The following is a 25,522-nucleotide window of genomic DNA, read 5'->3' on the forward strand; positions in this document are numbered from 1 at the left end:
TTCAAACCTATTGTGGAAGCATGTCCTTGAGGCGCAGCAGCGCGATGCGCTCGACCTGTTTGCAGGCGGTTTCGAATTCGACGCCACGGCCGTTGCCGATGCGGGCTTCGAATTCGGCGAGGATTTCCTCCTTTGTCTTGCCTTTCACCGCGATGATGAAGGGAAAGCCGAAGGTGGTGACGTAGGCGGCGTTGAGCTTGGAGAACAGTTCGCGTTCCTTGTCTGTCAGCGCGTCGAGACCGGCGGAAGCCTGTTCCCTGGTCGATTCCGCCGTCAGTCGCCTGGCCTTGGCCAGCTTGCCGGCGAGATCGGGATGGGCGTTGAGCACGCCGAGCCGTTCGGTCTCGCTGGCGGAACGGAAGATGCGGCAAAGCGCATTGTGGAGGCCGCCCGCCGTGTCGTGCGCCGGGCCGAGCTCCAGCTCGTAGGCCCGCTCGGCGATCCAGGGCGAATGTTCGAAAACGCCGCCGAAGCTGTGAACGAACGTCTCGAATTCCATCTTCGAGGGGCGTAGCGCGGCCGGCTGATAGGGGTGGTTTTCCTGCCAGTGCTTGGCGATGTCGATACGCCGCGCCAGCCAGACCTTGTCGTGCGATTTGACATAATCGACGAAGCGCTTCAGCGCCGCCACCCGGCCTGGCCGTCCGACCAGACGGCAATGCAGGCCGATGTTCATCATGCGCGGCCGGCCGGCCTTGCCCTCGGCATAGAGCGTATCGAAACTGTCCTTCAAATACGCAAAGAACTGGTCGCCCGAGTTGAAGCCTTGCGGTGTGGCAAAGCGCATGTCGTTGGCGTCGAGCGTATAGGGGATGATGAGCTGCGTGCCGTCCTCATGCTCGAACCAGTAGGGCAGTTCGTCGTCATAGGTGTCCGAGACGTAGTCGAAGCCGCCTTCCTCTGCCACCAGCCGCACCGTGTTGATCGATGTGCGGCCCGTATACCAGCCGGTCGGGCGCTGGCCGGTCACCTCGTAGTGCAGCTTGATCGCCGCTTCGAGGTCGCGGCGCTCGTCCTCGGCGTCGTGGTCGCGGTAGTCGATCCATCTCAACCCGTGCGAGGCGATTTCCCAGCCGGCTTCCTGCATCGCCGTGACCTGGTCGGGCGAGCGCGCGAGCGCCGTGGCGACGCCATAGCAGGTGACAGGCACTTGCTCTTCGCTGAACAGGCGCAGCAGCCGCCAGAAGCCGGCCCGCGCCCCATACTCGTAGATCGATTCCATGTTCCAGTGGCGCTGGCCCACCCAGGGCGCCGCGCCGACGATCTCGGACAGGAAGGCCTCAGAAGCTTGGTCGCCGTGGAGCACGCAGTTCTCGCCGCCCTCTTCGTAGTTGACGACGAACTGCACGGCGACATGCGCGCCGCCAGGCCATTTCGGATCCGGCGGATTGGCTCCGTAGCCACGCATGTCCCTGGTGTAACGCATCGTCCCTCCGCGCCCGGCATCACCGGAAGTATGATCAGGATATCGAAAGGGTGCTTCTCGCATTCCCCTCAAAATTTTTGAAAGTGTTTTTGTCGCACTCCGCTCGACCGGGACTTATGCATCGCCTTTAATTGGCGCACAATTCATCAGTAGTGCTTGATTGTACCGGCCAATTTGTTCGTATTGGAAAATGGGAGGCGGCCAATGGCAGAGACAGCGAAAGCCGATGGCGGGCGTCTGACGACCCATGTCCTGGATACCGCGACCGGCAGGCCGGCGGCTGGATTGTCCATCGCGCTCTACCGTCTCGAGGGTTTGGCCCGCACGCTTCTGAAGACGGTCGTCACCAATGCCGACGGCCGCTGCGATGCGCCGCTGCTGGCCGGTGCCGACTTCCGCATCGGCGAATACGAACTGGTGTTCGCGGCCGGCGACTATCTGCGCGGCCAAGGAACGAAGCTGCCCGAGCCGGCCTTCCTCGACAGCGTGCCGATCCGCTTCGGCATGGCGCAGGCGCTGCACTATCATGTACCATTGCTGATCTCGCCATACGGCTATTCCACCTACAGGGGGAGCTGAGGCATGGCCAAGGTCAATATCCGCAGCGAAATCCGCTTCATTCTGAATGGCAGGGATGTCGCGCTGTCATCTGTGGCGCCTGACGCGACCCTGCTCGACTGGCTGCGGCTCGACCGTTCGCTGCGCGGCACCAAGGAAGGCTGCGCCGAGGGCGATTGCGGCGCCTGCACGGTGCTGATCGGCAGACTTTCGGCCACCGGACTGGTCTATGAAAGCGTCAATGCCTGCATTCGCTTTCTGGGCTCGCTCGACGGCACCCATGTCGTGACGGTCGAGCACCTGCGCGGCGAAGCTGGCCAGTTGCATCCGGTCCAGCAGGCTATGGTCGATTTCCATGGCTCGCAATGCGGCTTCTGCACGCCGGGTTTCGTCATGTCGCTCTACGGCTTGTGGATGAAGTCACCGGATCCTTCGGACGCCGCCATCGAAAAAGCCTTGCAAGGCAATCTCTGCCGCTGCACCGGCTATGAGGCGATCATGCGCGCCGCGCACGCCATATCGAGCTACGGCAAGGTGGCGAAGGACCCCTTGGCGGCGGAGCGCCGGGACGTCACCACACGGCTGCAGGCGTTGCACGATGGCGCCAGGGTCGAGATCGGCGCCGGCGGGACGCGGCTGGTTGTGCCGGCCGATGCCGACGATTTCGCGGCTGTTTTCGAAAAAGAGCCGACCGCCACCGTGGTAGCCGGTTCGACCGACGTTGGCTTGTGGGTGACCAAGCAGATGCGCGACATCTCGCCGGCGATCTTCATCGGCAATCTGCCGGGGCTTTGCACCATCACGGAAGACAATGGTGTCATATCGATTGGCGCCGGCGTCACCTACACCGAAGCCTTTTCGACGCTGTCGAAACGCATCCCGGCATTGGGGCCGTTGTTCGACCGCATCGGCGGCGAACAGGTTCGCAACATGGGCACGATCGGCGGCAACGTCGCCAACGGCTCGCCGATCGGCGACACGCCGCCACCGTTCATCGCGCTCGGTGCACGGCTGACATTGCGCCGGGGCAAGACACGGCGCACGATCCCGTTGCAGGATTTCTTCATCGCCTATGGCAAGCAGGACCGCCAGCCAGGCGAGTTCGTCGAGGCCGTGCATGTGCCGGTGCCGGCAAAGGGGACAAAGTTCGCCGTCTACAAGGTCACCAAACGCCGCGACGAGGACATCAGCGCGACCCTTGGCGCCTTTTATCTGGCCTTGGCCAAGGACGGCACGGTAGCCGATATCCGCATCGCCTATGGCGGCATGGCGGCAACGCCGAAGCGGGCGTCCTCTGTCGAAAAGGCGCTGCTCGGCAAGGCCTGGACCGAAGTGACGGTGGAAGCGGCTATGGCCTGCTATGCCAGCGATTTCACCCCGCTGACCGATATGCGCGCAACCGCCGAATACCGAGCTTTGGCGGCGAAGAACCTTCTGTTGCGCTTTTACGTGGAAACCACCGGCACCAAGGCGCCGTTCCAGGTATCACGCAGCGAGGCGGCCTGATGAACAAGCACGCACCATCAAACCTCAAGGCCGAGAAGATAGTCGGCGGCGTCGCCACCGACCAGCGGCACGATTCCGCCCACAAGCATGTCAGCGGCGGCGCGGTCTATATCGACGACATGCCGGAGCCGGCCGGCACGCTGCATGTCGGTCTTGGCCTGTCCAAGGTGGCGCATGGCGTCCTGAAAAGCGTCGATCTCTCGGCGGTGCGCGCGGCCCCTGGCGTCGTCGACGTGCTGACCTATGCCGACGTGCCGGGCGAGAACGATGTCTCGCCCAGCAACATGCATGACGATCCGGTGCTGGCGGAAGGCAAGGTGCAGTTCTTCGGCCAGCCGATCTTCGCGGTCATTGCCGAGACGCGCGAGGCGGCGCGTCGCGCCGTGCGCCTGGCTGGGATCGAGTATGACGAGCTTCCCGCCGTCATCGACATATGGGACCTCGATCCGACCAAGGACAAGCAGGTCACGACGCCGCTGATCCTGAGGCGTGGCGATGCGGCCGCCGCAATCGAGGTCGCCCCCCGCCGCATCAAGAACCGCATGTGGCTTGGCGGCCAGGACCATTTCTACCTCGAAGGCCAGGTGTCGCTCGCCATCCCCGGCGAGGACGACGAGGTGACCGTCTACTGTTCGACGCAAGGGCCGAGCGAGACGCAGCATCTGGTCGCCCACACGCTCGGCGTGCCGAGCAACGCGGTGACGGTGGAGGTGCGCCGCATGGGCGGCGGCTTCGGCGGCAAGGAAACGCAGGCCAACCAGTGCGCCGCGATCGCCGCCATCGCCGCCAAGAAGCTGAAGCGGGCGGTCAAGGTCCGGCTCGACCGCGACGAGGACATGACCGCCACCGGCAAGCGGCACGATTTCGCCATCGACTATGAAGTCGGCTTCGACGACGAGGGCAACATCCTCGGCGTCGACTTCACCTATGCCTTGCGCTGCGGCTTTTCCGCCGACCTGTCCGGCCCGGTCGGCGACCGCGCGCTGTTCCACTGCGACAACGCGTATTTCTATCCCGCGGTGTTGGCCAAGTCGGCGCCGCTCTACACCAACACCGTCTCCAACACCGCCTTCCGCGGCTTCGGCGGCCCGCAAGGCATGATCGGCGCCGAGCGGGTCATCGACGAGGTCGCCTTCGCCGTCGGCAAGGATTCGCTCGAAATCCGCAAGCTTAATTTCTACGACCCGATGGAGGCGATCGGCGCGCGCTGCGTCACGCCCTATCACCAGAAGGTCGAGGACTGCATCATCCAGCGCATCGTGGCGGAACTGGAAGAGAGCGCCAGCTATGCGCGCCGCCGCCGCGAGATTTCCGCGTTCAACGCCAACAGCCGCTTCGTCAAGCGCGGCCTGGCGCTGACACCGGTCAAGTTTGGCATCTCCTTCACCAAGACCGAGTCCAACCAGGCCGGGGCGCTGGTCCATGTCTATGCCGATGGTTCGGTGCACATGAACCACGGCGGCACCGAAATGGGGCAGGGCCTGCACCTCAAGGTCGCGCAAGTCGTGGCCGAGGAGTTCCAGATCGACCTCGACCGCGTGAAGATCACCGCCACCACCACCGCCAAGGTGCCCAACACCGCGCCGACGGCGGCGTCCTCGGGCGCCGACCTGAACGGCATGGCGGCGCAGAACGCGGCGCGCCAGATCCGCCAGCGGCTGACCGACTTCGCCGCCGAGAGATATCAGATACCTGTCGACCAGGTGGTGTTCCTGCCCAACCGGGTGCGCGTCGGCAACCAGGAAGTCAGCTTCAACGATTTGGTCAAGCAGGCCTACATCGCGCGTGTGCAGCTCTCGGCCGCCGGCTTCTACAAGACGCCGAAGATTCACTGGGACCGCGGCAAGGGCCAGGGCCACGCCTTCTACTACTATGCCTATGGCGCGGCCTGCGCCGAAGTGTCGGTCGACACGCTGACCGGCGAGTATGTCGTCGAGCGCGCCGATATCCTGCACGACTGTGGCCGTTCGCTGAACCGGGCCATCGACCTCGGCCAGGTCGAGGGCGGCTTCATCCAGGGCATGGGCTGGCTGACCACCGAGGAACTGTGGTGGGACGACAAGGGCCGGCTGCGCACCCATGCGCCCTCGACTTACAAGATCCCGCTGGCCTCGGACCGGCCGAAAATCTTCAACGTCGCGCTGACCGACTGGTCGCAGGCCTATGAGCCGACCATCCATCGCTCCAAGGCGGTCGGCGAGCCACCGCTGCCGCATGGCATGGCAGTGCTGCATGCGCTGTCGGATGCCGTGGCCAGCGTCGCCGACCACAAGATCTGCCCGCGCCTCGACGCGCCGGCGACCCCCGAACGCGTGCTGATGGCGATCGAGCGGTTGAAGAAAGAGGTCAAGGCTGGCGCCTGAAGGCCGGCAAACGTGCAATCCCAGCCGAAAAAGCCTATATTTTGCATTCGGGAACCGTGAACCATGAACTCGAACGTTCAAAGCCTGAAAACCTTTCTCGGCAGCGCCGCGCGACTTGCCCTGGTCGAAGTGGCCGGTACCAAGGGCTCGACGCCGCGTGAGAAGGGCGCCTTCATGCTTGTTTCGTCGGCGGCGATCTTTGGCACGATCGGCGGTGGTCAGCTCGAATACATGGCGATCGACAGAGCCAGGCAGATGCTCATCTCCCCCCTCGAGGGGGAGATGGCCGCGAAGCGGCCAGAGGGGGTCCTCGCAGGAGGCACCGCAAGGGGGTCGAGCACTGCCGCAACGACCCCACCCGGCGGCTTCGCCGCCACCCTCCCCTCGAGGGGGAGGGGAACCCGCATCGAAGTCGACGAAATCTGCGCCACGCTCGATGTGCCGCTTGGGCCGGAGATCGGCCAGTGTTGTGGCGGGCGGGTCGAGGTGCTGATCCGGCTGGTCGATGCAGCGCTGGCCGCCGAACTGGTTGCGGCGGCGGAAGCCGAGGAAGCCCATCTGCCGCACGTCTACATCTTCGGCGGCGGCCATGTCGGCCAGGCGCTCGCGTCTACGGTAGCGCTTCTTCCCGTGCACGGTGTCGTCATCGAGACGCGGGCCGAGGCGCTGGAAGGCATGCCGGAAACCGTCGAGACGCGGCTGACGCCGATGCCGGAAGCCGAGGTTCGCGCCGCCCCGGCCGGCACCGCCTTCGCCATCCTAACCCATGACCACGCGCTCGATTTCCTGATCGCCGCAGAGGCGCTGAGACGCGGCGATGCGGCCTATGTCGGGATGATCGGTTCGAAGACCAAGAAGGCGACATTCAGAAACTGGTTCCTGAAATCGGCGGACGGCGCGGAGGCTGAATTTGCCCGCCTCGTCTCGCCGATCGGTGGCGACGCCGTCAAGGACAAGCGCCCGCAGGTGATCGCCGCACTGGCGGCCGCCGAGATCATGGCGGCTCTAGTCGTGCACGGGGCGGCCTCAAGTTCCGACCGTCCCCATGACAGGGTGATGGCGAGTTAGACTTGCGCCGCGGCTAAGCCGGCCGTTTCAAGCCGAGATGTTCAGGCAGCGTGACCGCCGCTCTTGTCGAACAGTAGAGCATCCGCGTCCTGCCACAGGCCCTGCACGATGCCTGTGAATTCCTCCGCGCAGCGTCGAAAAGCCGTGTCCGAAAATCCTTCGGGCCTGCTGACGTTGGTGGCCTCGCGCGGGTTGGGTCAGCGATGCGTTCCAGCCGGCACGGCCGTGGCTGATGACGTTGAGGGGACGCGAAGCGACGCGCCAGATTATAGGCTGATGCGCGAGGGTCGAGGCGCCCCGGAATCGGCAACGATGACCCATCGGCTTTGCTCGTACCTCGACCAAGGTGCGGATTGCCCGGTCAAAACCGCGCAGGACGAAACTAAGCTCGTCCTGCAGCAAGACAAGCCCGGCGAATGGACCAGCCGGCGGTCACTTGCCGGCCTGTTCTATCGCCCAGCCAGGATGTCCTTGATCAGCCGCTGGCAGCGCTCCGCCATGAAGTCGAGCAGCAGGCGCACCTTGGGATCCTGCAGCTTCTTGTGCGGATATACGGCAGCGAACTGCACCGGCGTAGGCGGGGTGCTGGCGAGAATGACCTTCAGCCGCCGGTCGCGGATGAACGGCTCGACCTCGAAGCGCGGCTTGTTGATGATACCGCGTCCCGACAGAGCCCAACCGGTCAGCACGTCGCCGTCATCGGTGTCGTAGGGCCCGTGCACTTCGAATTTTTGCTGGCCGGCCGGCGTTTGCAAGGTCCAGACGTATTCGCGTGCGCCGGAATAGCGCAGCATCAGGCAGTCATGTTTCCTGCCAATCAATTCCTGCGGATCCATGGGCTCGCCGCGTGCCTCAAGATATTTGGGTGCGGCGACCAGCACACGTTCGCATTCCATGATGCCGCGCATCCGAAGGCTGGAGTCCTCGATGATGCCGAGCCGGAAGGCGACATCGATGCCCTCTTTCATGATGTCGACATTGTGGTCCGAGAGCCTGAGCCGCACCTCGATATCAGGGTATTTGTCGTGAAAATCGGGAATGCCCGAGGCTACCAGCCGTCGGCCGAGCCCAAGCGGCGCCGTCACCTTGATGGTGCCGCGCGGCTGGCCGGACAGTGCCGAGACGGCCGCCTCCGCTTCGGTAATCGCCTCCAGAACCTGCTTCGCGCCCGAGTAGAACACGGTGCCGTGCTCGGTCGGCATCAACTGCCGTGTCGTGCGGTTGAACAGCCGGACGCCGAGATGCTTCTCCAGTTCCTTGATACGGTTCGAGGCGACCGCCGGCGAAATGCGCATGTCGCGCCCGGCCGCCGACAGATTGCCGAGCTCGACGACGCGGACGAAGACGGCGATGTTGTCGAGATAGGCCATGCGGAGCACCTTCGCCGGTTTGCAGGGATCAACCTAGTATTTTCCAATTTTTTTTGAAAGTCATCGCACACCTCGCCTCTTTCCGTTTACGCGCCACACCTTAAAGTCGCGTCATCGGCAGGGACGACTTCAATGATGGATTTCGCGATTTTCTGGGACTGGCTGAGCTTCGCCGTGCGCTGGCTGCACGTCGTCACCGGCATCGCCTGGATCGGCTCGTCCTTCTATTTCGTCGCGCTCGATCTGGGCCTGCGCCAGCGACCAGGCATGCCCGTCGGCGCCTTCGGCGAGGAATGGCAGGTGCATGGCGGTGGCTTCTACCACATCCAGAAATATCTGGTGGCGCCGGCCGAGATGCCCGAGCATCTGACCTGGTTCAAGTGGGAATCCTACGCCACCTGGCTGTCCGGTTTCGCCATGCTGTGCGTGGTCTATTACGCCGGAGCGGACCTGTTCCTGATCGATCCCAATGTGCTGCCGATGTCGGTGCCAATAGGCATCCTGCTGTCGATGGCAACGATCGGCGTCGGCTGGGTGGTCTATGATGTCCTGTGCCGCTCGCCGCTCGGCAAAAGCGACACCGGCCTGATGCTGGTGCTCTATTGCGTGCTGGTGTTCATCGCCTGGGGACTGACGCATCTGTTCACCGGCCGCGCCGCCTTCCTGCATCTTGGCGCCATCACCGCGACGATCATGTCGGCCAATGTCTTCATGATCATCATTCCGAACCAGAAGATCGTCGTCGCCGACCTCATCGCCGGCCGAAAGCCCGACCCGAAGTACGGCAAGATCGCCAAGCAGCGTTCGCTCCACAACAACTATCTGACGCTGCCCGTGCTGTTCCTGATGCTGTCGAACCACTATCCGCTGGCATTCGGGACGCAGTTCAACTGGGTCATCGCCTCGCTGGTGTTCATCATCGGTGTCTTGATCCGCCACTATTTCAACAGCGTGCACAAACGTGCCGGCAACCCGCACTGGACCTGGCTGGGCGCCCTTGTCCTGTTCCTCATCATCATCTGGCTGTCGACCGTGCCGAAGGTGCTGACCGGTGAACCCAAGGCCTCCGCCTCGGCGCAAGTCTATATCGCCTCGGCGCATTTCCCGGCGGTGCGCGACACCGTGCTCGGCCGCTGCTCGATGTGCCATGCCGCGGAGCCGGTCTACGAGGGTATCTACCACGCGCCCAAGGGGGTGATGCTGGATACGGACGCAGGCATTGCCGATCATGCCCGCGAGATCTACCTGCAGGCAGGCCGCAGCCACGCCATGCCGCCCGCCAATGTCACAGAGATCACCGACAAGGAGCGGGCGCTGCTGGTCGCCTGGTTCGAAGGCGCGGGGAAATAAGCATGACCTCGACACTTCTGCGCGGCCGCACGCTGTCCTTCGTGCGCTGGCCGCAAGCCATCGACGACCACTCCGCCTGGCGCTACGAGGAAGATGGTGGCCTGCTGATAAGCGGCGGCAGGATCGTTGCATCGGGCGCCTACGCCGATGTCGAGAAACAGGCGGGCGAGGGGACAAAAAAAATCGATCACCGGCCGCATCTGTTGCTGCCGGGCTTCATCGATGCCCATGTGCATTTCCCGCAGATGCAGATCATCGCTTCCTATGGCGCCGAACTGCTCGACTGGCTGAACACCTACACCTTTCCAGAGGAAACAAAATTCGCCAACGCGCAGCATGGCCGCCGCATCGCGCGCCTGTTCCTTGATGAGACGGTGCGCCATGGCACGACGACGGTCGCCGCTTACTGTTCGGTGCATAGGGCGTCGGCGGAAGCCTTCTTCGCCGAGTCGCACGCGCGCGACATGCTCAACATCGCCGGCAAGGTGATGATGGACCGCAACGCGCCCGAAGGCGTGCTCGACACACCGCAATCCGGCTATGACGACACCAAGGCGCTGATCGCCGAGTGGCACGGCAAGGGCCGCCAGCTTTATGCCATCACGCCACGCTTCGCCATCACCTCCTCACCGGAGCAGATGGAGATGGCCGGCGCGCTGTGCCGCGAACATCCCGACCTGCACATGCAGACGCATCTGTCGGAAAACCACGCCGAGATTGCCTTCACGCAACAGCTCTACCCCTGGTCGCGCGACTACACCGATGTTTACGAACATTACGGGCTGCTTGGCAAAAAGAGCCTGTTCGGTCATTGCATTCATTTGTCGGAGCGTGAGGCGGACGCGCTGTCGGACAGCGGTTCGGTGGCGGTATTCTGCCCGACTTCGAATCTGTTCCTCGGCTCCGGCCTGTTCGACTATCAGCGCTTTCGCCGCCGTGACAAGCCATTGCGCATCGCGACCGCCACCGATGTCGGCGGCGGCACCAACTATTCGATGCTGCGTACCATGGACGAGGGCTACAAGGTGATCGCGCTCAATGGCGAGAAGCTCAACCCGTTCCAGTCCTTCTGGCAGATCACGCGCGGCAACGCCGAGGCGCTGTCGGTAGTGGACAGGATCGGCACGCTGGAGGATGGCACCGACGCAGACATCGTCGTGCTCGATGCCAGGGCGACGCCGGCGATGCGGGTCAGGATGGAAACGGTCGAGACGCTGGCGCAGGAACTGTTCCTGCTGCAGACGCTGGGAGACGACCGCGCGGTGCGCGAGGTCTATGTCGCGGGGCGGCCTGCCAAGAGCGACATCGCAATTTAGCACTGCGGCGTGTTCCCCGCTTGACCCGGCGGCAGCCATCGGTCAAAGCGTGCGGCGAAGTTGACAGGGGAACGACATGGCCGTTGCTGACGACATCGCTCTGATCAAGAGACAGGAAGAGACGCTTGTCTTCGCGGCCTTCGACGAGGCTGTCGCCTTCGAGATCGGTTCGGCCATCCGTCGTCGTGCAACAGCAGAGAACCTGCCGATTATAGTCGATATCAGGCTGTGGGACCGGCCCCTGTTCTATGCGGCGATGCCTGGTTCGAATGCTTCCAATCCCGACTGGGCGCGGCGCAAAATCAATGTCGTGAAGCGCTATCTCAGAAGCACTTACCGGCTGGTGCTGGAGCAGCAGCGCCCCGACCGCACCTTCAAGATCGGCGAGGGGCTCGATATTGCTGACTATGTGTTGGCCGGCGGCGGCTTTCCGGTTGCGGTCAAGGGCGTCGGTGTTATCGGCGTGATCGCGGTCTCTGGCCTGCCTGAGCGCCAGGATCATGGCGTGGTGGTCGATGCGCTGTGCGATTACCTGGCCATCGATGCAGGCAAGCTTGCTCTGCCGCCGGAAGAAAAATCGTGACGTCAGCGCTGCCCCTCACCCTCACCCTCTCCCCGTATAGAGACGGGGAGAGGGGCGTACCAACGCTGGAGCGCTTCCCTTCTCCCCGTCACTATACGGGGAGAAGGTGCCGGCAGGCGGATGAGGGGCGGAGCCAGCCTTGCGGCTATTCGCAAATCGCCGATGGCAGCCAAGGATGACCGTGCTCGATCCCAAATCCTTCCTCATCTCCATCTTCGACGCCGCCGTCGCGGCCGCCGATCCGGAAAAGACCATTCGCGATCATTTGCCGGCAAAGCCGAAGGGCCGCACCATCGTCATCGGTGCCGGCAAGGGCTCGGCGCAGATGGCGGCGGCCTTCGAGAAGGTCTGGGATGGGACGATCGAAGGCCTGGTCGTTACCCGCTACGGCTATGGCGCCAAATGCGAGCGCATCGAGATTATCGAGGCCGCGCACCCGGTGCCGGACGCCGCCGGGCTCGAGGCCTCGCGGCGCCTGCTGGAGAAGGTGCAAGGGCTGACAGCGGACGATCTGGTCGTGGCGCTGATTTCCGGCGGCGGTTCGGCGCTGCTGCCGTCTCCGGCCGCCGGCCTGACGCTGGCCGACGAGATCGCCGTCAACGAGGCGCTGCTTGCCTCCGGCGCGCCGATCGCGGCGATGAATACCATCCGCAAACACCTCTCCACCATCAAAGGCGGCCGGCTGGCTGCCGCGGCCTGGCCGGCCAAGGTGGTGTCGCTGGTGGTTTCCGACATCCCCGGCGACAATCCGGCCCTTGTCGCGTCCGGCCCAACCGTTCCCGATGTCGGCAGCCGTGAGAATGCCCTGGCTTCGATATCAGCCTATGGCATGAAACTACCGGATGCGGTGATGGCGCATCTCCAGTCGCCGGCGGCCGACGCACCAGATCCCGGCGATCAGCGCTTTGCGCGCAACGAGGTGCATCTGATCGCATCGGCCGGCGTGTCGCTGGAAGCGGCAGCGGTGGAAGCGAGGCGGCAAGGCATCGAAGCCGTCATCCTCTCCGATGCCATCGAAGGCGAAGCACGCGAGGTCGGCGGCGTCCACGCGGCAATCGCCCGCGAAGTGGCAACGCGCAACCGGCCCTTCCAAAAGCCGGTTCTGATCCTCTCGGGCGGGGAGACCACCGTCACGCTGCGGGCCAAAGGCAAGGGTGGCCGCAATTCGGAATTCCTGCTTGCGTTCGCCATTGGCATCAATGGCATCGAAGGCATTCACGCCCTGGCGGCCGACACTGACGGCATCGACGGCTCGGAAGACAATGCCGGCGCCTTCGCCGACGGCTCGACCGTTTCGCGCATGCGCGCGGCGGGTGTGGATGCCAAGGCGATGCTGGCCGGAAACAATGCCTGGACGGCCTTCAATGCCGTTGGCGATCTCTTCGTGCCCGGCCCGACCGGCACGAACGTGAATGATCTCAGGGCAATTCTCGTTCGCTAAACCGGCAGATCAAGCTGCCATCAGCTTCTTCACCTGCCTCATATCCTGCAAAAACCGCTCGCGTTCGGCTTCTTTGTCGGCGTGATCCCGAATGCGCAGGATGAAAGACGGATGGATGGTGAGGAAGACACGCAAGCCATCCTCGCGTTCGATCACCTGGCCCCGCATCTTGGTCACCGGGACCGCCTTGCCAAGCAGGGATAGCGCCGCCGTGGCGCCGAGCGCCACGGCGAGATTCGGCTTGATCAGGTCAAACTCGTGGTCTAGCCACCAGCGGCAGGCTTGAACCTCGCCGACATTCGGCTTGGAGTGGATGCGGCGTTTTCCGCGCGGTTCGAATTTGAAGTGCTTGACCGCGTTGGTGACGTAGACCTTCAGCCGGTCGACCCCGGCATCGTCCAATATGGCATCGAAAACCTTGCCCGCCGGGCCGACGAACGGCTGGCCGGCGAGGTCTTCCTGGTCGCCCGGCTGTTCGCCGACGAAAATCACCTTGGCGTTGTCAGGCCCCTCGCCGAATACGGTCTGCGTCGCATCGCGCCAAAGCGGACAGCGGCGGCATCCCTTGGCGGCCTCGCGCAATTCGGAAACCGTGTGCGCGTCGCGGTCATCAGGCGCTTCGGTAGGCTCATGCTTAGGCCAGTGCCTCGACTGCACCTTGGCGTGGTGCGGCGCGGGCGTTGTCGGCATCTTCGCAATCATATCCCTAGCGGCCTCGTCCGCTCCTGCGATCAAGTCAGGAATGAGCGAGGCCTCGGGAAGGTTCCGCCAATATTTCTTCGGCATCTCCTTTTGCATGGCCTTCACCTTGAGGCGTGCCGGATTGAAGATGTGCTCGAAATAAGTCCTCCACAGCGTCTCGGTGTCGTCCTTGTCTGGCGCATCGCCCTTGGCCGCGCCCGGCCCGATCGCCAGCCTCTCGCCATCCCAATCGGCGGACGCGTAAGGCGTCAGGATCGTCCAGCGCATGCCGGTAAAACGCCTGATGAAGAAATCCGCATTGCGCTCGACGATGAAATGGTCGGGTTCGAACCAGGCGACATAGTGTTCATCCTCGCCGTCACCGATCTTCCGGAAGCGGACGAAGGCGTGCATCTTGTGGCTGTCGCGCCGCACCGCCTTTTCCATGGTTTCAAGCCGTTTGGTGTCGGGATCCGATGCGATCGCCAGCAATTTGGGCTCGGTGCGCAGCCGCCACAGCAGCCTGTAGAGAAAGGCGAAACGTCCGGGATCGGAATGGCAGAAGGCGGTCTCGGCGTGGCCGATGAAATCGCGTGGCACAATGAGCTCAGCGCCCTGCGGCACGTCAGGCAATTCGCTTGGCGGCCGGTCGAGACCGGCTACGACATGCCAGCTGATGTCCCCGGGGCTGACCTCATTCAACGCCAGCCGCCGAGCCGCGTCGCGCCAGCCGGCGAAATCGGTCTGGCTTTCAAGCCAAACGGTGTGGCGGGTGAGGTCGAGCTCGGCTGGCGGCATCGTCAAAACAGCGCCAGTTGTTCGCAGGATTGCACGATCTTGCCGCGCAGTCCGGCCTTGTCTGTGAGCGCGCCTGGCGACCAGCCTTCGGCGATGATGAAGGGCCTGAGCTTGGCGATCGAATGGCAGAGCCGGCCGACATCCTCGAGCCGCAGTCGCCGGTAGCGGCGGGTTTCGAGGATTTTCGCGACAACCTTGGTTCCCAGGCCAGGCACGCGCAGCAGCGCTTCGCGGTCGGCGCGGTTGACGTCGACGGGGAAGCGTCCCCGGTTGCGCAGCGCCCAGGCAAGTTTCGGATCGATGGCGAGATCGAGCATGCCATCGCTGCTGCCGGCCAGGATTTCAGGCTGCGAAAATCCGTAGAAGCGCATCAGCCAGTCGGCCTGGTAGAGCCGGTGTTCGCGCATCAGCGGCGGCTTCCGGAGCGGGAGCGATGACGAGGAATCGGGGATCGGACTGAAGGCCGAGTAATAGACGCGCCGCAAATGGTAGCTGCCATACAGCCGGGCGCTGGCGTGCAGGATGCCGTCGTCGGAGGTGTTGTCCGCGCCAATGATCATCTGCGTCGACTGGCCACCCGGGGCGAAGCGTTCGCGTTTTTTGGTCCGCAACGTCGGCTCGGCTTTTCCTCCATCTTCCGGCGCAAATTGGCCATGGAAAGCCGGATTGTCTCCGGCCTCTTTTCCGGCGCCAGCTTCTTCACGCCCTCGTCGGTGGGCAATTCGACATTGATCGACAGGCGGTCGGCATAGAGCCCGGCCTTCTCGATCAGGTCCGCCGAACTCTCGGGGATGGTTTTGAGATGGATGTAGCCGGAGAATTTTTCCTCCAGCCGCAGCCGCCGCGCCACCTCGACCATCTCGCCCATGGTCTCGTCAGGCGAACGGATGACGCCCGAGGACAGGAAAAGCCCTTCGATATAATTGCGCCGGTAGAAATCCATGGTCAGCTTCACCACCTCGTCGATGCCGAAGCGGGCGCGCCGGACATTCGAGGACGAGCGATTGATGCAATAGCTGCAGTCGTAGATGCAGAAATTGGTCAGCAGGATTTTCAGCAGCGAGATGCAGCGGCCATCCGGCGCGTAGGAATGGCAGATGCCCATGCCTTCGGTGGAGCCGATGCCGCCGGATTTTAAAGAATCCTTCTTCGCCGCGCCCGATGAGGCGCAGGAGGCGTCGTATTTGGCGGCGTCGGACAGGATTGCCAGTTTCTCACGAACAGGGAGTGCGCTCATTTGTTCATGATATGTTCCGAAAGGCCAATGCGCCAGCTCATTTGATGGTGACGGCGAAAAAGTGATCGCCGCCGGTCCCCCGCATCAGACTTCGTGCAGATAGAGATGATAGTCCAGCTCGCTCACCGTGCGCGCCACGCGCAGGTACTCGGACTGCTTGATCGCCACAAAGGTGCGGTGCAGGTCCTCGCCGAGCGCGCCCTTCAGGAAGCTGGACGCCTTGGCCGCTTCGATGGCGGCCCGCCAATCGGCCGGCATCGTCGTGCGGGTGACGGCCGCTTCATAGCCATTGCCGGTCGTTTCCGGGCCGGGATCGAGCCCTTCGTCGAGGCCCTTGACGATGCCGGCAAGCACCGTCGCGGCAATCAGATACGGATTGGCGTCGACGCCTGATGGACGATGCTCGATGCGCCGGTTCTTTGCATCGCCGGCCGGCACGCGCAACGCCACCGAGCGGTTGTTGACGCCCCAGCTCGGCGCCACCGGCGCATAGGATTGCGAGACGAAGCGCCGCCAGGAATTGGCATGCGGCGCAAACACCAGCATTGATTCCGCCATGGTCTGGATCAGCCCGCCGAGGCCACGCAGCAGCGGCAGCGACCAGCTCTCGCCGGCGGTTTCCGCAAAGACGTTTCGGCCGTCCTTGTCCTGCAGCGAGACATGGAAATGCATACCGGAGCCGGCATATTTCTCGATCGGCTTGGCCATGAAGCAGGCGGTGACACCATGGCGGCGCGCCTGCGCCCGCACCAGCCGCTTCAGCATGACCAGATCGTCGGCCGCCCGCATCACGTCCTTGCGGTAATTCAGCGTCAGTTCGTACTGGCCGGGCGCATATTCGGAAATCACCGTCTCGGCCGGAATGCCTTGCGCTTTGACGGCGGCGTAGATGTCGGAGAACAACGGCTCCATGCCGTGCAGATGGTCGACTGAATAAACTTCGGTCTTGCCCGAGACGCGGCCATCGAGCACCGCGCGCGCCGGCTGCACCTTGCCGTCGGCGTCGCGCTCATTGGCCAGCAGAAAAAACTCGAGCTCGAAGGCACCGGCGGGATAGAGTCCCTTGGCCGCCAATATGCCGACCTGCCGGGCAAGCGCCAGCCGCGGATCCGACGACATTGGCTGGCCGTCGAGATGATACATCGCCATCAGCAGTTGGCCGCGCGGTGGCTTCGTGCCGTAAAGCGGCACCAGCGTGCCCGGAATCGGCCAGGCCCTCAGATCGCCGTCGCCGCTGTCCCAGATCAGCCCGGTTTCGTGCACATCCTCGCCGGTGATGTCGAGGCCGAGAATGGAGATCGGCATATGCCGGCCGCCCTCGAAAATGCTTTTCAGCTCATGCCTGCGCACGATCTTGCCGCGCCCCACACCATTGGCGTCGGTCAGCACGATATCGAAGGCCTCGATCTCGGGATGGGCGTCGAGGAAGGCTTGCGCCTCGGTGGGCGTCGAGCCCGAAGGTGAGGTCATGATCGCACTCAAATTTGGCTTGGGCGCTTGTCTCACGCCGCAAGCTTTGCCGCAACCGCGCCGAACGCGGCGATCAGCCGGTTGACCTGGGTGCCTGACGTTGCCGGCGAGATCAGCATCATGTTGTGGAACGGTGCGATCAGCACGCCGCGATTGACCAACGCGACATGGAGGGCAGCCTCCAGTTCCGGCGCATGCGCAACTTCCGCCTCGGCACCATTGCGCAGCGGGCCGGGCGCGCAGATGAACTCGACGCGTGCCCCGACGCGGGAGACATGCCAGGGCAGATTGTAACGATCGATCACGCCGGTCAGCCCGGCATCGAGCCGCCGCGCCAGATGATCCATGCGGTCATAATTCTCCTGCGTCATCACCTCCTCGAGCGTGGCGCGCATGGCGGCGAACTGCAGCGGGTTGGCCGACAGCGTCGTGCCCATGCCGGAATATCCCGGCTCTTTCGTCCTGTTATAGTCGGCATAGCGCGAGGCGACCTCCTCGCTCATGCCCCAGACGCTCGCCGGAACGCCGCCGGCAATCGGCTTGCCCAGCACGAACAAGTCGGGCTCCAGCCCATATTTACTGGTGTAACCACCAGGACCGGTCGAGATCGTATGCGTCTCGTCGATCAAGAGCAGGGTGCCGGCTTCACGCGTCAATTTTCGCAGCGCATCATGGTAGCCAGGGTCGGCAAGGACCATGCAGGAATTGGTCAGCACCGGCTCGGCGATGACGCAGGCAACGTCCCTGTCCTTGAGCGCGGCTTCCAGTGCGGCAACGTCGTTGAACTCGATGACGTTGGCCGTGCGGGTCAGGTCGCGGAATTCGCCCGCCAGTCCCGGCCGGTTGACGGGCTTGCCGTCGATCAGCCGCACCATCGTCTCGTCCACCGAGCCGTGATAGCAGCCGTTGAAGACCAGGATCTTCTCCCTGGAGGTGACGGCGCGGGCGACGCGCAGCGCAAAGCGATTGGCGTCGGTCGCCGTGGTCGCGATCTGCCAGAACGGGAGGCCGAAGCGCTGCTGCAGCAGCGGCCCGATGGCCAGCGCATCCTCGGAAGGCAGCATATAGGTCAGGCCGCGCCCGGCCTGGCGGCGAATGGCGCGCGCCACCGGTGGAGGCGAGTGGCCAAACATCGAACCGGTGTCGCCGAGGCAGAAATCGTCGAGCTTGTTGCCATCCATGTCGGTGATCGTGGCGCCTCGGGCGCTGTCGACCAGGATCGGAAACGGTGTCGGCCAATCGTTCATCCAGTGCATCGGCACGCCGCCGAAGAAGCCGGGCAGGCCGTTGCCGACCTTGGTTTGTGATCTCGGCCGCGCCTCGCGAAAGGCTGCCCCTTCCGTCTCGCGCAATTGCGCGATGCGGTCGCGGCTGATCCCGCCGATGGTCTTTGAACTATCGCTGCCGTGCATGAAAATCCCTCTGGCTCATTCCTACTTACCCAATCCACCTCCGCAACGGCAATTGGCCGTGCGTCCGTTCTGCATTGGCTCAGTCGCCTGCGGCGGGCGCTTGACCCCGCTTGCGAAGTCGGCGCCAATGCTGTCGGCAACGACAAGCGGGGGAAAGAATGCGGACGATCATCTGCGTGACCATGCTCTTCCTGTCGGCCGGTACGGCGTTCGCGACCGGCGGTATCTGGTGCACCGTCGATGATTCACAGGTCAAATTCCAGGTTGATGCCGGCGTCACCACGGGCATGGGCGGCCCGACTTTCAATTTCCGCGGCGACCTCGAAATCAAGGCAAGGCCCACGGGTGATCCATTGCGCAAGACGGTGTTAGAGGATGCGAACCTCACCCAGTATTGGCTCGACGACAAGGAACTGCGGCTAAACATCTACCACGAGCAGCAGGTCGCCAAGATCTACAGTTCGGTCGAATTAACGATCCTGACCAGGGCCAGCGACGAGGGCGTCTATGACGGGCATTACAAGCTCGCTGTCTATGACAGCACGGCCGACAAGGAAAGCGACGGCAAGCCCGTCGATCTGACCGGCAAGGTCTCCTGCGGGGCCGAGTGATCGGCCATCCCGGCTAGGCCGTGATGTCGATGACGCCACAGTCGCCGGCGGCGCTGCCGAAGGCGACGCGGCGTTCTTCCCTGTCCCACATCATCGCGGTGATGGCGCCCTTGCCTGGTCGCCGCAAAAGCACTTCCTTGGCGTCGGAAAAGCGCACGGCCATCACCATGCCGTCGTCGTAACCGACTGCGACGACGTCCTGGCTCGGATGGCAGGCGACCGCCGTCACCATGGCATTGCCGCGCGTGCCGAGCTCCAGCGGCGCCTTCCCCATCGGGCCGTCCTTGCCCGAAAACGGCCAGACGATCGCCGCCGGCGCGCCGGAACTGGCCAGCCACTTGCCTTTCACGCTCCATGACAGGCTTTTGACCTTGCCGGGATAGCCGCTCATGCGCATGTGCTTGCCGTCGGCCAGCTTCCAGCCATGCAGGGCGTTTTCCTGCATGGTGGTGACCAGAAAGGCGCCGTCCGGCGAGAAGGTGATGCCGGTGTGCGCGCCCGCCCATTCCAGCTCCACCGGCTTGCCCTCGGCGGCGGGGAAATGCAGCGTCGCGCCATTGTAACGGGCGACGCCGAAGCGCATGCCCTTGGGCGAGAACGCCAGCCCCTCGACCGAGCGCGGATGGGCAAATTCCCGGGTCTTGCCATCGGCGAAGCGCACGAAGGCGGTCTTGCCCGTGGCATAGGCGATGGCGCCTTGCGGCCCGGCGGCAACGCTGGTGATCCATTTTTTTCCCGCGTTCGCCACCTCCTGGGTCTCGCCGCCGGCTTTCACGGCAAAAACCTTGCCGTCCTCGCCGCCGGTGATCAGCCGGTCGTTGGCCGCGTCATGGAAGGCGGCAAGCAGCCCGTCATTGGCCTGCACCGTCTTGTGGCCATTGTCGAGCCGATGGACAGCACCATCGGCCAGCGCGAAATGCGGCACGTCGCCGAGGAAGACGGCGGCGACGCAATGGCCTTCGAGATCAAGCGGGGCAACTGTGGGCATGGGTTATCTTTGTTCGACTGGATTAGAATTGTAGAAGCGGCTTACTCGACGTTTGCGGTTCCGACAACCATCGGGATTGGCAAGTGATGAAGGGGCAGGCGTCAAAGCAGCCCCTTGGCTCGTAGATCCGCAGCGAATGCTGCCAACGGCATCACCAGAGTCAAATCCGATCCTGTGAGACGCTCGGCGCCGTAGCTTGCATACCACTTTGCCGCCCGCTCGCTCTTGGCGTCGATGATGAGCAGAATGCCGCCCCCTTCTCCCGCAAGCCGCAGGCAGCGCAATGCCGCTGCGGCAAGCAACTGACCTCCGAGGCCTTGCCCGGCGACGGTGCGATCGGTGGCAAGACGGCCAAGCTTGAAGCCGGAAACTTCGTGTCGTGCCAAGCCTCTCGTCAGGGCTGCGGGAACGGCTTCATGAGCGACGGCGGACGGCGCGATCGTATAAAAACCGAGTACACGTTCCGAAGCTGTATCGCCGATCGCGCAGAAGGTCTTGGCCGCATTCTGATCATGACTCTGTCGCGCGAACCGCTGCAGAAATTCGTTCATCTGCAGGTCGCCACAATCGAAGGACGCTCGATCGTGGCGTTTTGCTATTGGCTCCTCGTGCCAGGACGGAAGAGTCACAAAGTGTCCGGCAAGGCCGCAATCGCCGCCTTGAGCCTGGCGTTGGGTTTTGGCGGGTGTTCCAGCAGGTCCAGGATGCGCTTAAAGTCGCGGTCGGACACCTTCGTCACTTCAGCCGCATCAATCACCGCCTGCGCCGCAGGCACGATCTTATCGAGGATGAAGTCTGCCATGTCTTTGTGCGAGAGCGCAGCGGCGCGCGCGATCATCGCCTTCTCCGAAGGGGGAATGCGGATTTGGTAGCGCTCGGTCTTGTTGTCCGCAGGTCTAGGCATGGTCATTCCTCATCGCGATACGTACACATGATATGTGTACGTATCGCACAATTCAAGCTTTGAATCGTGTGGCTGAACCTAGGCCCGGCAGGCGTCAAAGCTCTTCTTCAGCCGTTCAGCGTCGAGTTCGCGTCCGATGAACACCAGCCGGCTTTCGTGCTTTTCGCCGTCCTTCCAGGCGCGCTGGTGGTCGCCCTCGATGATCATGTGCACGCCTTGGATGACATAGCGCTCGTCATCGCCCTTGAGCGCGATGATGCCTTTCAGCCGCAGGATGTTAGGGCCTTCCATCTGGGTGACCTTCTCGATCCACGGGAAGAATTTCTTCGGGTCCATCTCGCCGCCGCGCAGCGACACCGACTGCACCGTCACGTCATGGATGTCGGACGGATGAGCGTGATGGTGGTGGTCGTGCCCATCGTGGTCGTGGTGATCATGATCGTGGTGATCGTGTTCATCATGCGCTTCGAGGAAATGCGGATCGTTCTCCAGCGCCCTGGACAGGTCGAAGGCGCCACGGTCGAGCACTTCCGACAGGGCGACGCCGGCGCGCGTCGTGCGGTGAATTTTGGCGGCCGGGTTGATCGCGCGGATCGTCGCCTCGACCTTGGCGAGTTCTTCCGGGGTGACGAGGTCGGTCTTGTTGAGCACGACGACGTCGGCGAAGGCGATCTGGTCCTCGGCTTCCTTGGAATCCTTGAGCCTGAGCGGCAGGTGCTTGGCGTCGACCAGGGCCACCACGGCATCGAGCTTGGTCTTGGAGCGCACGTCGTCGTCCATGAAGAAGGTCTGCGCCACCGGCACAGGATCGGCGAGACCCGTGGTCTCGACGACGATGGCGTCGAAGCGGCCGGGCCGCCGCATCAGGCCCTCGACGACACGGATCAGGTCGCCGCGCACCGTGCAGCAGACGCAGCCATTGTTCATCTCGTAGATCTCCTCGTCTGATTCCACGATCAGGTCGTTGTCGATGCCGATCTCGCCGAATTCGTTGACGATGACGGCGTAGCGCCTGCCGTGGTTTTCCGACAGGATGCGGTTGAGCAGCGTCGTCTTGCCGGCGCCGAGATAGCCGGTGAGGACGGTTACGGGGATCTGTGTCTGCGCTTCGCTCATGGCTTGCCTCGAAATGACTAGGCCCTGAAATTCAGGCCGCGAAAAGGGATTGTCGGTTCCATATAGGATGTGCGCCGGGCTTTTGCACGGGGCAAACCATGGGCCAAAGCTGCCGACCGGGATTGTCCCGGCATCATGGCCGCGGAAGCGGCCGCCGTCCCCGGCGGCGGAATGATCAACGGGCCTCTTGCCAGGGCTGTCCGGTCGTCGGATGGCATTCACGCAGCGGTCGCTCCGAATTCCCTTCACCCGAAACTCGTTTGTCATCTAACTGAAATAAACATCTGGCATCACCACGGCGGACACCGCAAATGCTTGCCGGCAAAGCTGTTTCGGATGCCGGAATCTTTTTCGATCGTCGATTGCCAACCGGCCGGCTGCGTCTATGCTGTGCGCACCGGTACGGCCGAAGAGGGATGACCATGGCCAAGGCGGACAAGACTGCAACGATGAGCCGGCTGCATTCAGCGGCAAGGCTGGCAAGGACCGCGCTGGCGGCACGGCTCCTGGCGCATGGCTTTTACGCCGGCCAGGACCAGATCATGCTGGCGCTGGACCGTGAGGACGGCCAGACGCCGGGCAATCTCGCCGGTCGCCTCGGCGTGCGTCCGCCGACCATCACCAAGACCATCAACCGGCTGCAGGCACAGGGTTTTCTGGAGAAACGCGCGTCCGACTCCGATGCCCGCCAGGCCCATATCTTCCTCACCGATACCGGCCGTGAAACCATCCGCGCCATTGAGAAGTCGGTGAAGAAGACCGAAAAGCAGGCGCTTAAGGGCCTCGACAAGAAGGACCAGAAGGCGCTGTTCAAGCTGCTCGCCCGCATCGAGGCCAACCTCTCCAACGAGGAACTGGTGCTGATCGATGACGACGCCGAGTCGGATGACTGATCTCTCCGGCCGTCAGGCTGCCGCGGTATTTCCGTGGATCAAGGACGACCAACGGCCCGGCGTCATGCCGAACGCTTTCTTGAATTGCCTGTTGAAGTGGCTCTGGTCGCTGAAGCCGGCCTCGATCGCGATCTGTGCCAAGGGCACGCCGGCGGCGATCATCCTGCGCGCGCGCTGAAGCCGGCGCATTACCAGGAAACGATGCGGGCTGGTCGAGAAGGCCGCGCGGAAATGTCTCGACAGGGCATAGCGGTCGAGACCCGTGACGGCTTCCAACTCACCCGAACGCACGGGCCGGTCGAGGTTTTCCGTGAGATACTCACCCGCCAGTGTCGCCGCCCGCCACGCCGCCCCGGCTATTGGCTTTGCCGGCTTGCCGGCATGCCGGTTCAGACTTTGCATCAGTCGCGCCAGGAAGTCGTCGACGAACAGCTCGTCGAGTTCCTGCTCCAACGGCCCGAGCGCCGACAGCAGGGTCGCGCAGAAGGCCTCGTCCGTCACCACGCCGTCCCTGACGAAGGGCAGCGCCGTGCCGCCGAGACAGTCGAGCATCAGTGACGGCTCAAGATAGAGCATCCTGTAGCGCAGGCCTTCTTCCGTGCCGGCGCCGCCATCGTGCAACTCGTCCGGATGCAGCACGATGACCTGGCCGGGCAGGCTCAGCCGTGCCGCGCCGCGATAGCGGAAGGTCTGCACGCCGCGCAGCGTCACCCCGATCGCGTAGGTGTCGTGGCGATGCGGATCGAAGGCGCTGCCGTGAAACCGCGCCTCGATGCGCTCCATCCCCACGGGGTCGCGAGCGGAGATGATGCAGTTTTCAGCGGCATCGGCGCACAAACGTCCAAGACCCTCGAAGGCCTGGCGGTCTAGATCGAACGACATCGTCTCCTTCAGCCTCGTTACACGGGGCCTAACTTTGAATGGCTTGTTTTCTCATGTTCGATACGAAATTTGCAATCGTACTGCGGCAAGACCTGGCCGTCTGGCAGAAACTCAACGTCACCGCCTTCCTGACCAGCGGCATTGTCGCGCAATTCCCCGACATCATCGGCGAGCCCTATCGCGACCGCACCGGCAATCTCTACAATCCCCTGTCGATCCAGCCGGTCATCGTGCTCTCGGCCGACCAGGCAACGATGAGTGCGATCCATCGGCGTGCGCTGGAACGCGGCGTCACCACCTCGCTCTATGTCGAGGAGATGTTCTCGACCGGCTTCGATGCCGCCAACCGCGCCGTCTTTGCCGAGTTCGCGCCCGAAGATGCCAAGGTGGTCGGCATAGCGCTGCGCGCCGAGAAGAAGGTGGTCGACAAGATAACCAAGGACGCCCGCATGCACGCGTAGCGCCCGAAGGCTAAGCCTGACGCCGACTGTTGTTGTACCAGCGAGCTTAGGCGCGGCTGCGGGCGACAATTGGCTTGCCGGCAAGCCGCAATTCCCGCAAAGGTGGGGTTCCAGCCCAGCTTTTCCCCGGCCTGCACGTGAATCCTTCCCAAAGACATGTCGAAAGCGCGACGCCGCCGGTGGCGATCCTGTGCATGCTGACCACCTATGTCTTCTTCACCTTCCTCGACACCAGCAGCAAATATCTCGTCCTGGCCGGCGTCTCCGTCCTGATCGTCGCCTGGGTGCGCTTTGCCGTGCATGTCGTGCTGGTTGGAGCGCTGCTGCGTGGCTGGCGCGAACCGAGGCGATTTCGGCCGGTCAACCTGCCGGCGCATGTGATGCGCGGCGCGTTCCTGTTCGGCTCGACCATGTTCAATGTCCTGGCGCTGCGCTCCCTGCAACTGGCCGAGACGACGTCGATCTATTTCTTCGGGCCGATGGTGATCACCGCCCTTGCCGGGCCGCTGCTCGGCGAATGGGCCGGATGGCGGCGCTGGCTGGCTATCCTGGCCGCTTTCGCCGGGGTCCTGATCATCACGCGGCCCGGTGTCGGCGTTTTCGGCATCGGACATCTCTTCGCGCTCGGCTCGATGCTGTCGAACTGCTTCTATGTCATCATGACGCGCCGCATGTCGGCGACCGAGACTCCGGAGAGCCTGATCTTGTTCTCGGCGTTGGCGCCGACGGTCCTGCTGCTGCCCTTGCTGCCGTTTTCATTTTCCCTGCCGCATGATGGCTGGCACTGGTCCGTGCTGCTCATGCTTGGCGTGTTCGGCGGTGTCGGCCACTGGTTGCTGGTCCAAGCCTATCGGCTGGCGACGACCACAGCGCTCGCGCCATATCCCTATTCGCAAATGGTGTGGATGATCATTTCGGGCTGGCTTGTCTTCAAGCAGTTCCCCGACCGCTGGACGCTGGTCGGCGCCGCCATCATCGTCGCCAGCGGCCTCTACATCGTCCATCGCGAACATCGGCTCAGGCTGCGCAGCCGTGCGGCCTCGGATGTCGAGGCCGAGGCGCTGGCAAAAAAACTTTGATTTGGCCCG

General features: G+C 63.5%; 23 protein-coding genes and 2 pseudogenes. 13 read left to right on the top strand and 12 right to left on the bottom strand.

The window, feature by feature from the left end; translation table 11 throughout:
• Window positions 1-7 precede the first annotated feature (7 nt).
• The gene (gene puuE, locus LB524_RS04810) at window positions 8-1,426 is read right to left on the bottom strand and encodes an allantoinase PuuE (protein ID WP_224524085.1); all 1,419 of its coding nucleotides are present in this window, start codon (window positions 1,424-1,426) and stop codon (window positions 8-10) included.
• Window positions 1,427-1,630: 204 nt separating this feature from the next.
• Between puuE and uraH the strand changes: the two genes are divergently transcribed.
• From uraH to xdhC, 4 genes are all read left to right on the top strand, one after another.
• Window positions 1,631-2,005: a hydroxyisourate hydrolase gene (uraH, locus tag LB524_RS04815; RefSeq protein ID WP_224524087.1), complete on the top strand. Its 375-nt coding sequence runs from the start codon at window positions 1,631-1,633 to the stop codon at window positions 2,003-2,005.
• A 3-nt stretch (window positions 2,006-2,008) separates the two neighbouring features.
• The gene (xdhA, locus tag LB524_RS04820; protein WP_224524089.1) at window positions 2,009-3,490 is read left to right on the top strand and encodes a xanthine dehydrogenase small subunit; all 1,482 of its coding nucleotides are present in this window, start codon (window positions 2,009-2,011) and stop codon (window positions 3,488-3,490) included.
• A complete protein-coding gene (gene xdhB, locus LB524_RS04825) occupies window positions 3,490-5,853 on the top strand; it encodes a xanthine dehydrogenase molybdopterin binding subunit (RefSeq protein WP_224524091.1) in 2,364 nt (787 codons plus the stop codon). The genes xdhA and xdhB overlap by 1 nt, the downstream gene beginning before the upstream one ends.
• Window positions 5,854-5,916: 63 nt before the next feature.
• Window positions 5,917-6,921, top strand: coding sequence for a xanthine dehydrogenase accessory protein XdhC (gene xdhC, locus LB524_RS04830; protein WP_224524092.1), 1,005 nt, complete (start codon window positions 5,917-5,919; stop codon window positions 6,919-6,921).
• A gap of 53 nt (window positions 6,922-6,974) precedes the next feature.
• Here xdhC and LB524_RS29060 read toward each other — a convergent pair.
• Together LB524_RS29060 and LB524_RS04840 are read right to left on the bottom strand one after the other, a co-directional pair.
• A pseudogene (locus LB524_RS29060) lies at window positions 6,975-7,215 on the bottom strand (nitrilotriacetate monooxygenase); the annotation flags it as partial.
• A 155-nt stretch (window positions 7,216-7,370) separates the two neighbouring features.
• Complete coding sequence (locus LB524_RS04840; protein WP_140788588.1) at window positions 7,371-8,291, bottom strand: LysR family transcriptional regulator; 921 nt, start codon at window positions 8,289-8,291, stop codon at window positions 7,371-7,373.
• 132 nt (window positions 8,292-8,423) lie between these two features.
• On the opposite strand from LB524_RS04840, the gene LB524_RS04845 reads away from it, so the two are divergent.
• From LB524_RS04845 to LB524_RS04860, 4 genes are all read left to right on the top strand, one after another.
• Entirely contained in the window at window positions 8,424-9,641 is a 1,218-nt protein-coding gene (locus tag LB524_RS04845) for a urate hydroxylase PuuD (protein ID WP_224524094.1), read from the top strand.
• 2 nt (window positions 9,642-9,643) lie between these two features.
• Window positions 9,644-10,957 carry a guanine deaminase gene (gene guaD, locus LB524_RS04850; protein WP_224524096.1) on the top strand — a complete coding sequence of 438 codons (1,314 nt, stop codon included), beginning with the start codon at window positions 9,644-9,646 and terminating at the stop codon, window positions 10,955-10,957.
• 76 nt (window positions 10,958-11,033) lie between these two features.
• A complete protein-coding gene (locus LB524_RS04855) occupies window positions 11,034-11,540 on the top strand; it encodes a heme-degrading domain-containing protein (protein ID WP_224524108.1) in 507 nt (168 codons plus the stop codon).
• A 175-nt stretch (window positions 11,541-11,715) separates the two neighbouring features.
• Complete coding sequence (locus tag LB524_RS04860) at window positions 11,716-12,981, top strand: glycerate kinase (protein WP_224524110.1); 1,266 nt, start codon at window positions 11,716-11,718, stop codon at window positions 12,979-12,981.
• A 9-nt stretch (window positions 12,982-12,990) separates the two neighbouring features.
• On the opposite strand, the gene LB524_RS04865 is transcribed toward LB524_RS04860, so the two are convergent.
• The 4 genes and pseudogenes from LB524_RS04865 to LB524_RS04880 all read right to left on the bottom strand — a co-directional run bounded on the left by LB524_RS04865 (window position 12,991) and on the right by LB524_RS04880 (window position 18,579).
• Complete coding sequence (locus LB524_RS04865; protein ID WP_224524112.1) at window positions 12,991-14,460, bottom strand: UdgX family uracil-DNA binding protein; 1,470 nt, start codon at window positions 14,458-14,460, stop codon at window positions 12,991-12,993.
• 2 nt (window positions 14,461-14,462) lie between these two features.
• Window positions 14,463-15,697: pseudogene (locus LB524_RS04870) on the bottom strand (putative DNA modification/repair radical SAM protein).
• 84 nt (window positions 15,698-15,781) lie between these two features.
• Window positions 15,782-17,167: a glutamine synthetase family protein gene (locus LB524_RS04875; protein WP_224524113.1), complete on the bottom strand. Its 1,386-nt coding sequence runs from the start codon at window positions 17,165-17,167 to the stop codon at window positions 15,782-15,784.
• A 32-nt stretch (window positions 17,168-17,199) separates the two neighbouring features.
• Window positions 17,200-18,579, bottom strand: coding sequence for an aspartate aminotransferase family protein (locus LB524_RS04880; RefSeq protein WP_140615034.1), 1,380 nt, complete (start codon window positions 18,577-18,579; stop codon window positions 17,200-17,202).
• Between the two features lie 158 nt (window positions 18,580-18,737).
• Between LB524_RS04880 and LB524_RS04885 the strand changes: the two genes are divergently transcribed.
• The gene (locus tag LB524_RS04885; protein WP_140714361.1) at window positions 18,738-19,190 is read left to right on the top strand and encodes a hypothetical protein; all 453 of its coding nucleotides are present in this window, start codon (window positions 18,738-18,740) and stop codon (window positions 19,188-19,190) included.
• A gap of 13 nt (window positions 19,191-19,203) precedes the next feature.
• On the opposite strand, the gene LB524_RS04890 is transcribed toward LB524_RS04885, so the two are convergent.
• The 4 genes from LB524_RS04890 to LB524_RS04905 all read right to left on the bottom strand — a co-directional run bounded on the left by LB524_RS04890 (window position 19,204) and on the right by LB524_RS04905 (window position 22,198).
• On the bottom strand, window positions 19,204-20,178 hold the full coding sequence (locus LB524_RS04890; RefSeq protein WP_140723408.1) for a WD40 repeat domain-containing protein: 975 nt from the start codon (window positions 20,176-20,178) through the stop codon (window positions 19,204-19,206).
• Between the two features lie 101 nt (window positions 20,179-20,279).
• Window positions 20,280-20,807, bottom strand: a complete 528-nt coding sequence (locus LB524_RS04895; RefSeq protein ID WP_015314301.1) for a hypothetical protein — start codon at window positions 20,805-20,807, stop codon at window positions 20,280-20,282.
• A complete protein-coding gene (locus LB524_RS04900) occupies window positions 20,804-21,082 on the bottom strand; it encodes a DUF1778 domain-containing protein (RefSeq protein WP_015314300.1) in 279 nt (92 codons plus the stop codon). Before LB524_RS04900 ends, LB524_RS04895 begins: the two co-directional genes overlap by 4 nt.
• A gap of 78 nt (window positions 21,083-21,160) precedes the next feature.
• Window positions 21,161-22,198, bottom strand: a complete 1,038-nt coding sequence (locus tag LB524_RS04905; protein WP_224524114.1) for a CobW family GTP-binding protein — start codon at window positions 22,196-22,198, stop codon at window positions 21,161-21,163.
• 135 nt (window positions 22,199-22,333) lie between these two features.
• Here LB524_RS04905 and LB524_RS04910 point away from each other — a divergent pair, with 135 nt between their 5' ends.
• Window positions 22,334-22,618, top strand: a complete 285-nt coding sequence (locus LB524_RS04910) for a hypothetical protein (protein ID WP_224524115.1) — start codon at window positions 22,334-22,336, stop codon at window positions 22,616-22,618.
• Window positions 22,619-22,620: 2 nt separating this feature from the next.
• A complete protein-coding gene (locus tag LB524_RS04915; RefSeq protein WP_015314298.1) occupies window positions 22,621-23,091 on the top strand; it encodes a MarR family winged helix-turn-helix transcriptional regulator in 471 nt (156 codons plus the stop codon).
• 12 nt (window positions 23,092-23,103) lie between these two features.
• Here LB524_RS04915 and LB524_RS04920 read toward each other — a convergent pair whose 3' ends face one another.
• Window positions 23,104-23,973, bottom strand: coding sequence for an AraC family transcriptional regulator (locus LB524_RS04920; RefSeq protein ID WP_224524116.1), 870 nt, complete (start codon window positions 23,971-23,973; stop codon window positions 23,104-23,106).
• A gap of 53 nt (window positions 23,974-24,026) precedes the next feature.
• Here LB524_RS04920 and LB524_RS04925 point away from each other — a divergent pair, with 53 nt between their 5' ends.
• Both LB524_RS04925 and LB524_RS04930 read left to right on the top strand, forming a co-directional pair.
• Window positions 24,027-24,434 carry a DUF2000 family protein gene (locus LB524_RS04925; RefSeq protein WP_224524117.1) on the top strand — a complete coding sequence of 136 codons (408 nt, stop codon included), beginning with the start codon at window positions 24,027-24,029 and terminating at the stop codon, window positions 24,432-24,434.
• A gap of 137 nt (window positions 24,435-24,571) precedes the next feature.
• A complete protein-coding gene (locus tag LB524_RS04930; protein WP_015314295.1) occupies window positions 24,572-25,513 on the top strand; it encodes a DMT family transporter in 942 nt (313 codons plus the stop codon).
• Window positions 25,514-25,522: the final 9 nt, after the last annotated feature.

It is taken from the genome of Mesorhizobium sp. ESP6-5 (assembly GCF_020164695.1).
GTDB classification, from domain to species: domain Bacteria; phylum Pseudomonadota; class Alphaproteobacteria; order Rhizobiales; family Rhizobiaceae; genus Mesorhizobium; species Mesorhizobium australicum.

What these genes read in the sequence shown, in the direction of transcription:
- LB524_RS04855 (WP_224524108.1), top strand. Translation starts at nt 11,034, where the DNA reads ATGGCCGTTGCTGACGACATCGCTCTGATCAAGAGACAGGAAGAGACG.
- LB524_RS04890 (WP_140723408.1), bottom strand. Translation starts at nt 20,178, where the DNA reads ATGCCCACAGTTGCCCCGCTTGATCTCGAAGGCCATTGCGTCGCCGCC.
- xdhB (WP_224524091.1), top strand. Translation starts at nt 3,490, where the DNA reads ATGAACAAGCACGCACCATCAAACCTCAAGGCCGAGAAGATAGTCGGC.
- LB524_RS04915 (WP_015314298.1), top strand. Translation starts at nt 22,621, where the DNA reads ATGGCCAAGGCGGACAAGACTGCAACGATGAGCCGGCTGCATTCAGCG.
- xdhC (WP_224524092.1), top strand. Translation starts at nt 5,917, where the DNA reads ATGAACTCGAACGTTCAAAGCCTGAAAACCTTTCTCGGCAGCGCCGCG.
- LB524_RS04905 (WP_224524114.1), bottom strand. Translation starts at nt 22,198, where the DNA reads ATGAGCGAAGCGCAGACACAGATCCCCGTAACCGTCCTCACCGGCTAT.
- LB524_RS04910 (WP_224524115.1), top strand. Translation starts at nt 22,334, where the DNA reads ATGGCCGCGGAAGCGGCCGCCGTCCCCGGCGGCGGAATGATCAACGGG.
- LB524_RS04880 (WP_140615034.1), bottom strand. Translation starts at nt 18,579, where the DNA reads ATGCACGGCAGCGATAGTTCAAAGACCATCGGCGGGATCAGCCGCGAC.
- uraH (WP_224524087.1), top strand. Translation starts at nt 1,631, where the DNA reads ATGGCAGAGACAGCGAAAGCCGATGGCGGGCGTCTGACGACCCATGTC.
- LB524_RS04925 (WP_224524117.1), top strand. Translation starts at nt 24,027, where the DNA reads ATGTTCGATACGAAATTTGCAATCGTACTGCGGCAAGACCTGGCCGTC.
- LB524_RS04865 (WP_224524112.1), bottom strand. Translation starts at nt 14,460, where the DNA reads ATGCCGCCAGCCGAGCTCGACCTCACCCGCCACACCGTTTGGCTTGAA.
- LB524_RS04920 (WP_224524116.1), bottom strand. Translation starts at nt 23,973, where the DNA reads ATGTCGTTCGATCTAGACCGCCAGGCCTTCGAGGGTCTTGGACGTTTG.
- puuE (WP_224524085.1), bottom strand. Translation starts at nt 1,426, where the DNA reads ATGCGTTACACCAGGGACATGCGTGGCTACGGAGCCAATCCGCCGGAT.
- LB524_RS04875 (WP_224524113.1), bottom strand. Translation starts at nt 17,167, where the DNA reads ATGACCTCACCTTCGGGCTCGACGCCCACCGAGGCGCAAGCCTTCCTC.
- LB524_RS04900 (WP_015314300.1), bottom strand. Translation starts at nt 21,082, where the DNA reads ATGCCTAGACCTGCGGACAACAAGACCGAGCGCTACCAAATCCGCATT.
- LB524_RS04885 (WP_140714361.1), top strand. Translation starts at nt 18,738, where the DNA reads ATGCGGACGATCATCTGCGTGACCATGCTCTTCCTGTCGGCCGGTACG.
- guaD (WP_224524096.1), top strand. Translation starts at nt 9,644, where the DNA reads ATGACCTCGACACTTCTGCGCGGCCGCACGCTGTCCTTCGTGCGCTGG.
- LB524_RS04845 (WP_224524094.1), top strand. Translation starts at nt 8,424, where the DNA reads ATGATGGATTTCGCGATTTTCTGGGACTGGCTGAGCTTCGCCGTGCGC.
- LB524_RS04840 (WP_140788588.1), bottom strand. Translation starts at nt 8,291, where the DNA reads ATGGCCTATCTCGACAACATCGCCGTCTTCGTCCGCGTCGTCGAGCTC.
- xdhA (WP_224524089.1), top strand. Translation starts at nt 2,009, where the DNA reads ATGGCCAAGGTCAATATCCGCAGCGAAATCCGCTTCATTCTGAATGGC.
- LB524_RS04860 (WP_224524110.1), top strand. Translation starts at nt 11,716, where the DNA reads ATGACCGTGCTCGATCCCAAATCCTTCCTCATCTCCATCTTCGACGCC.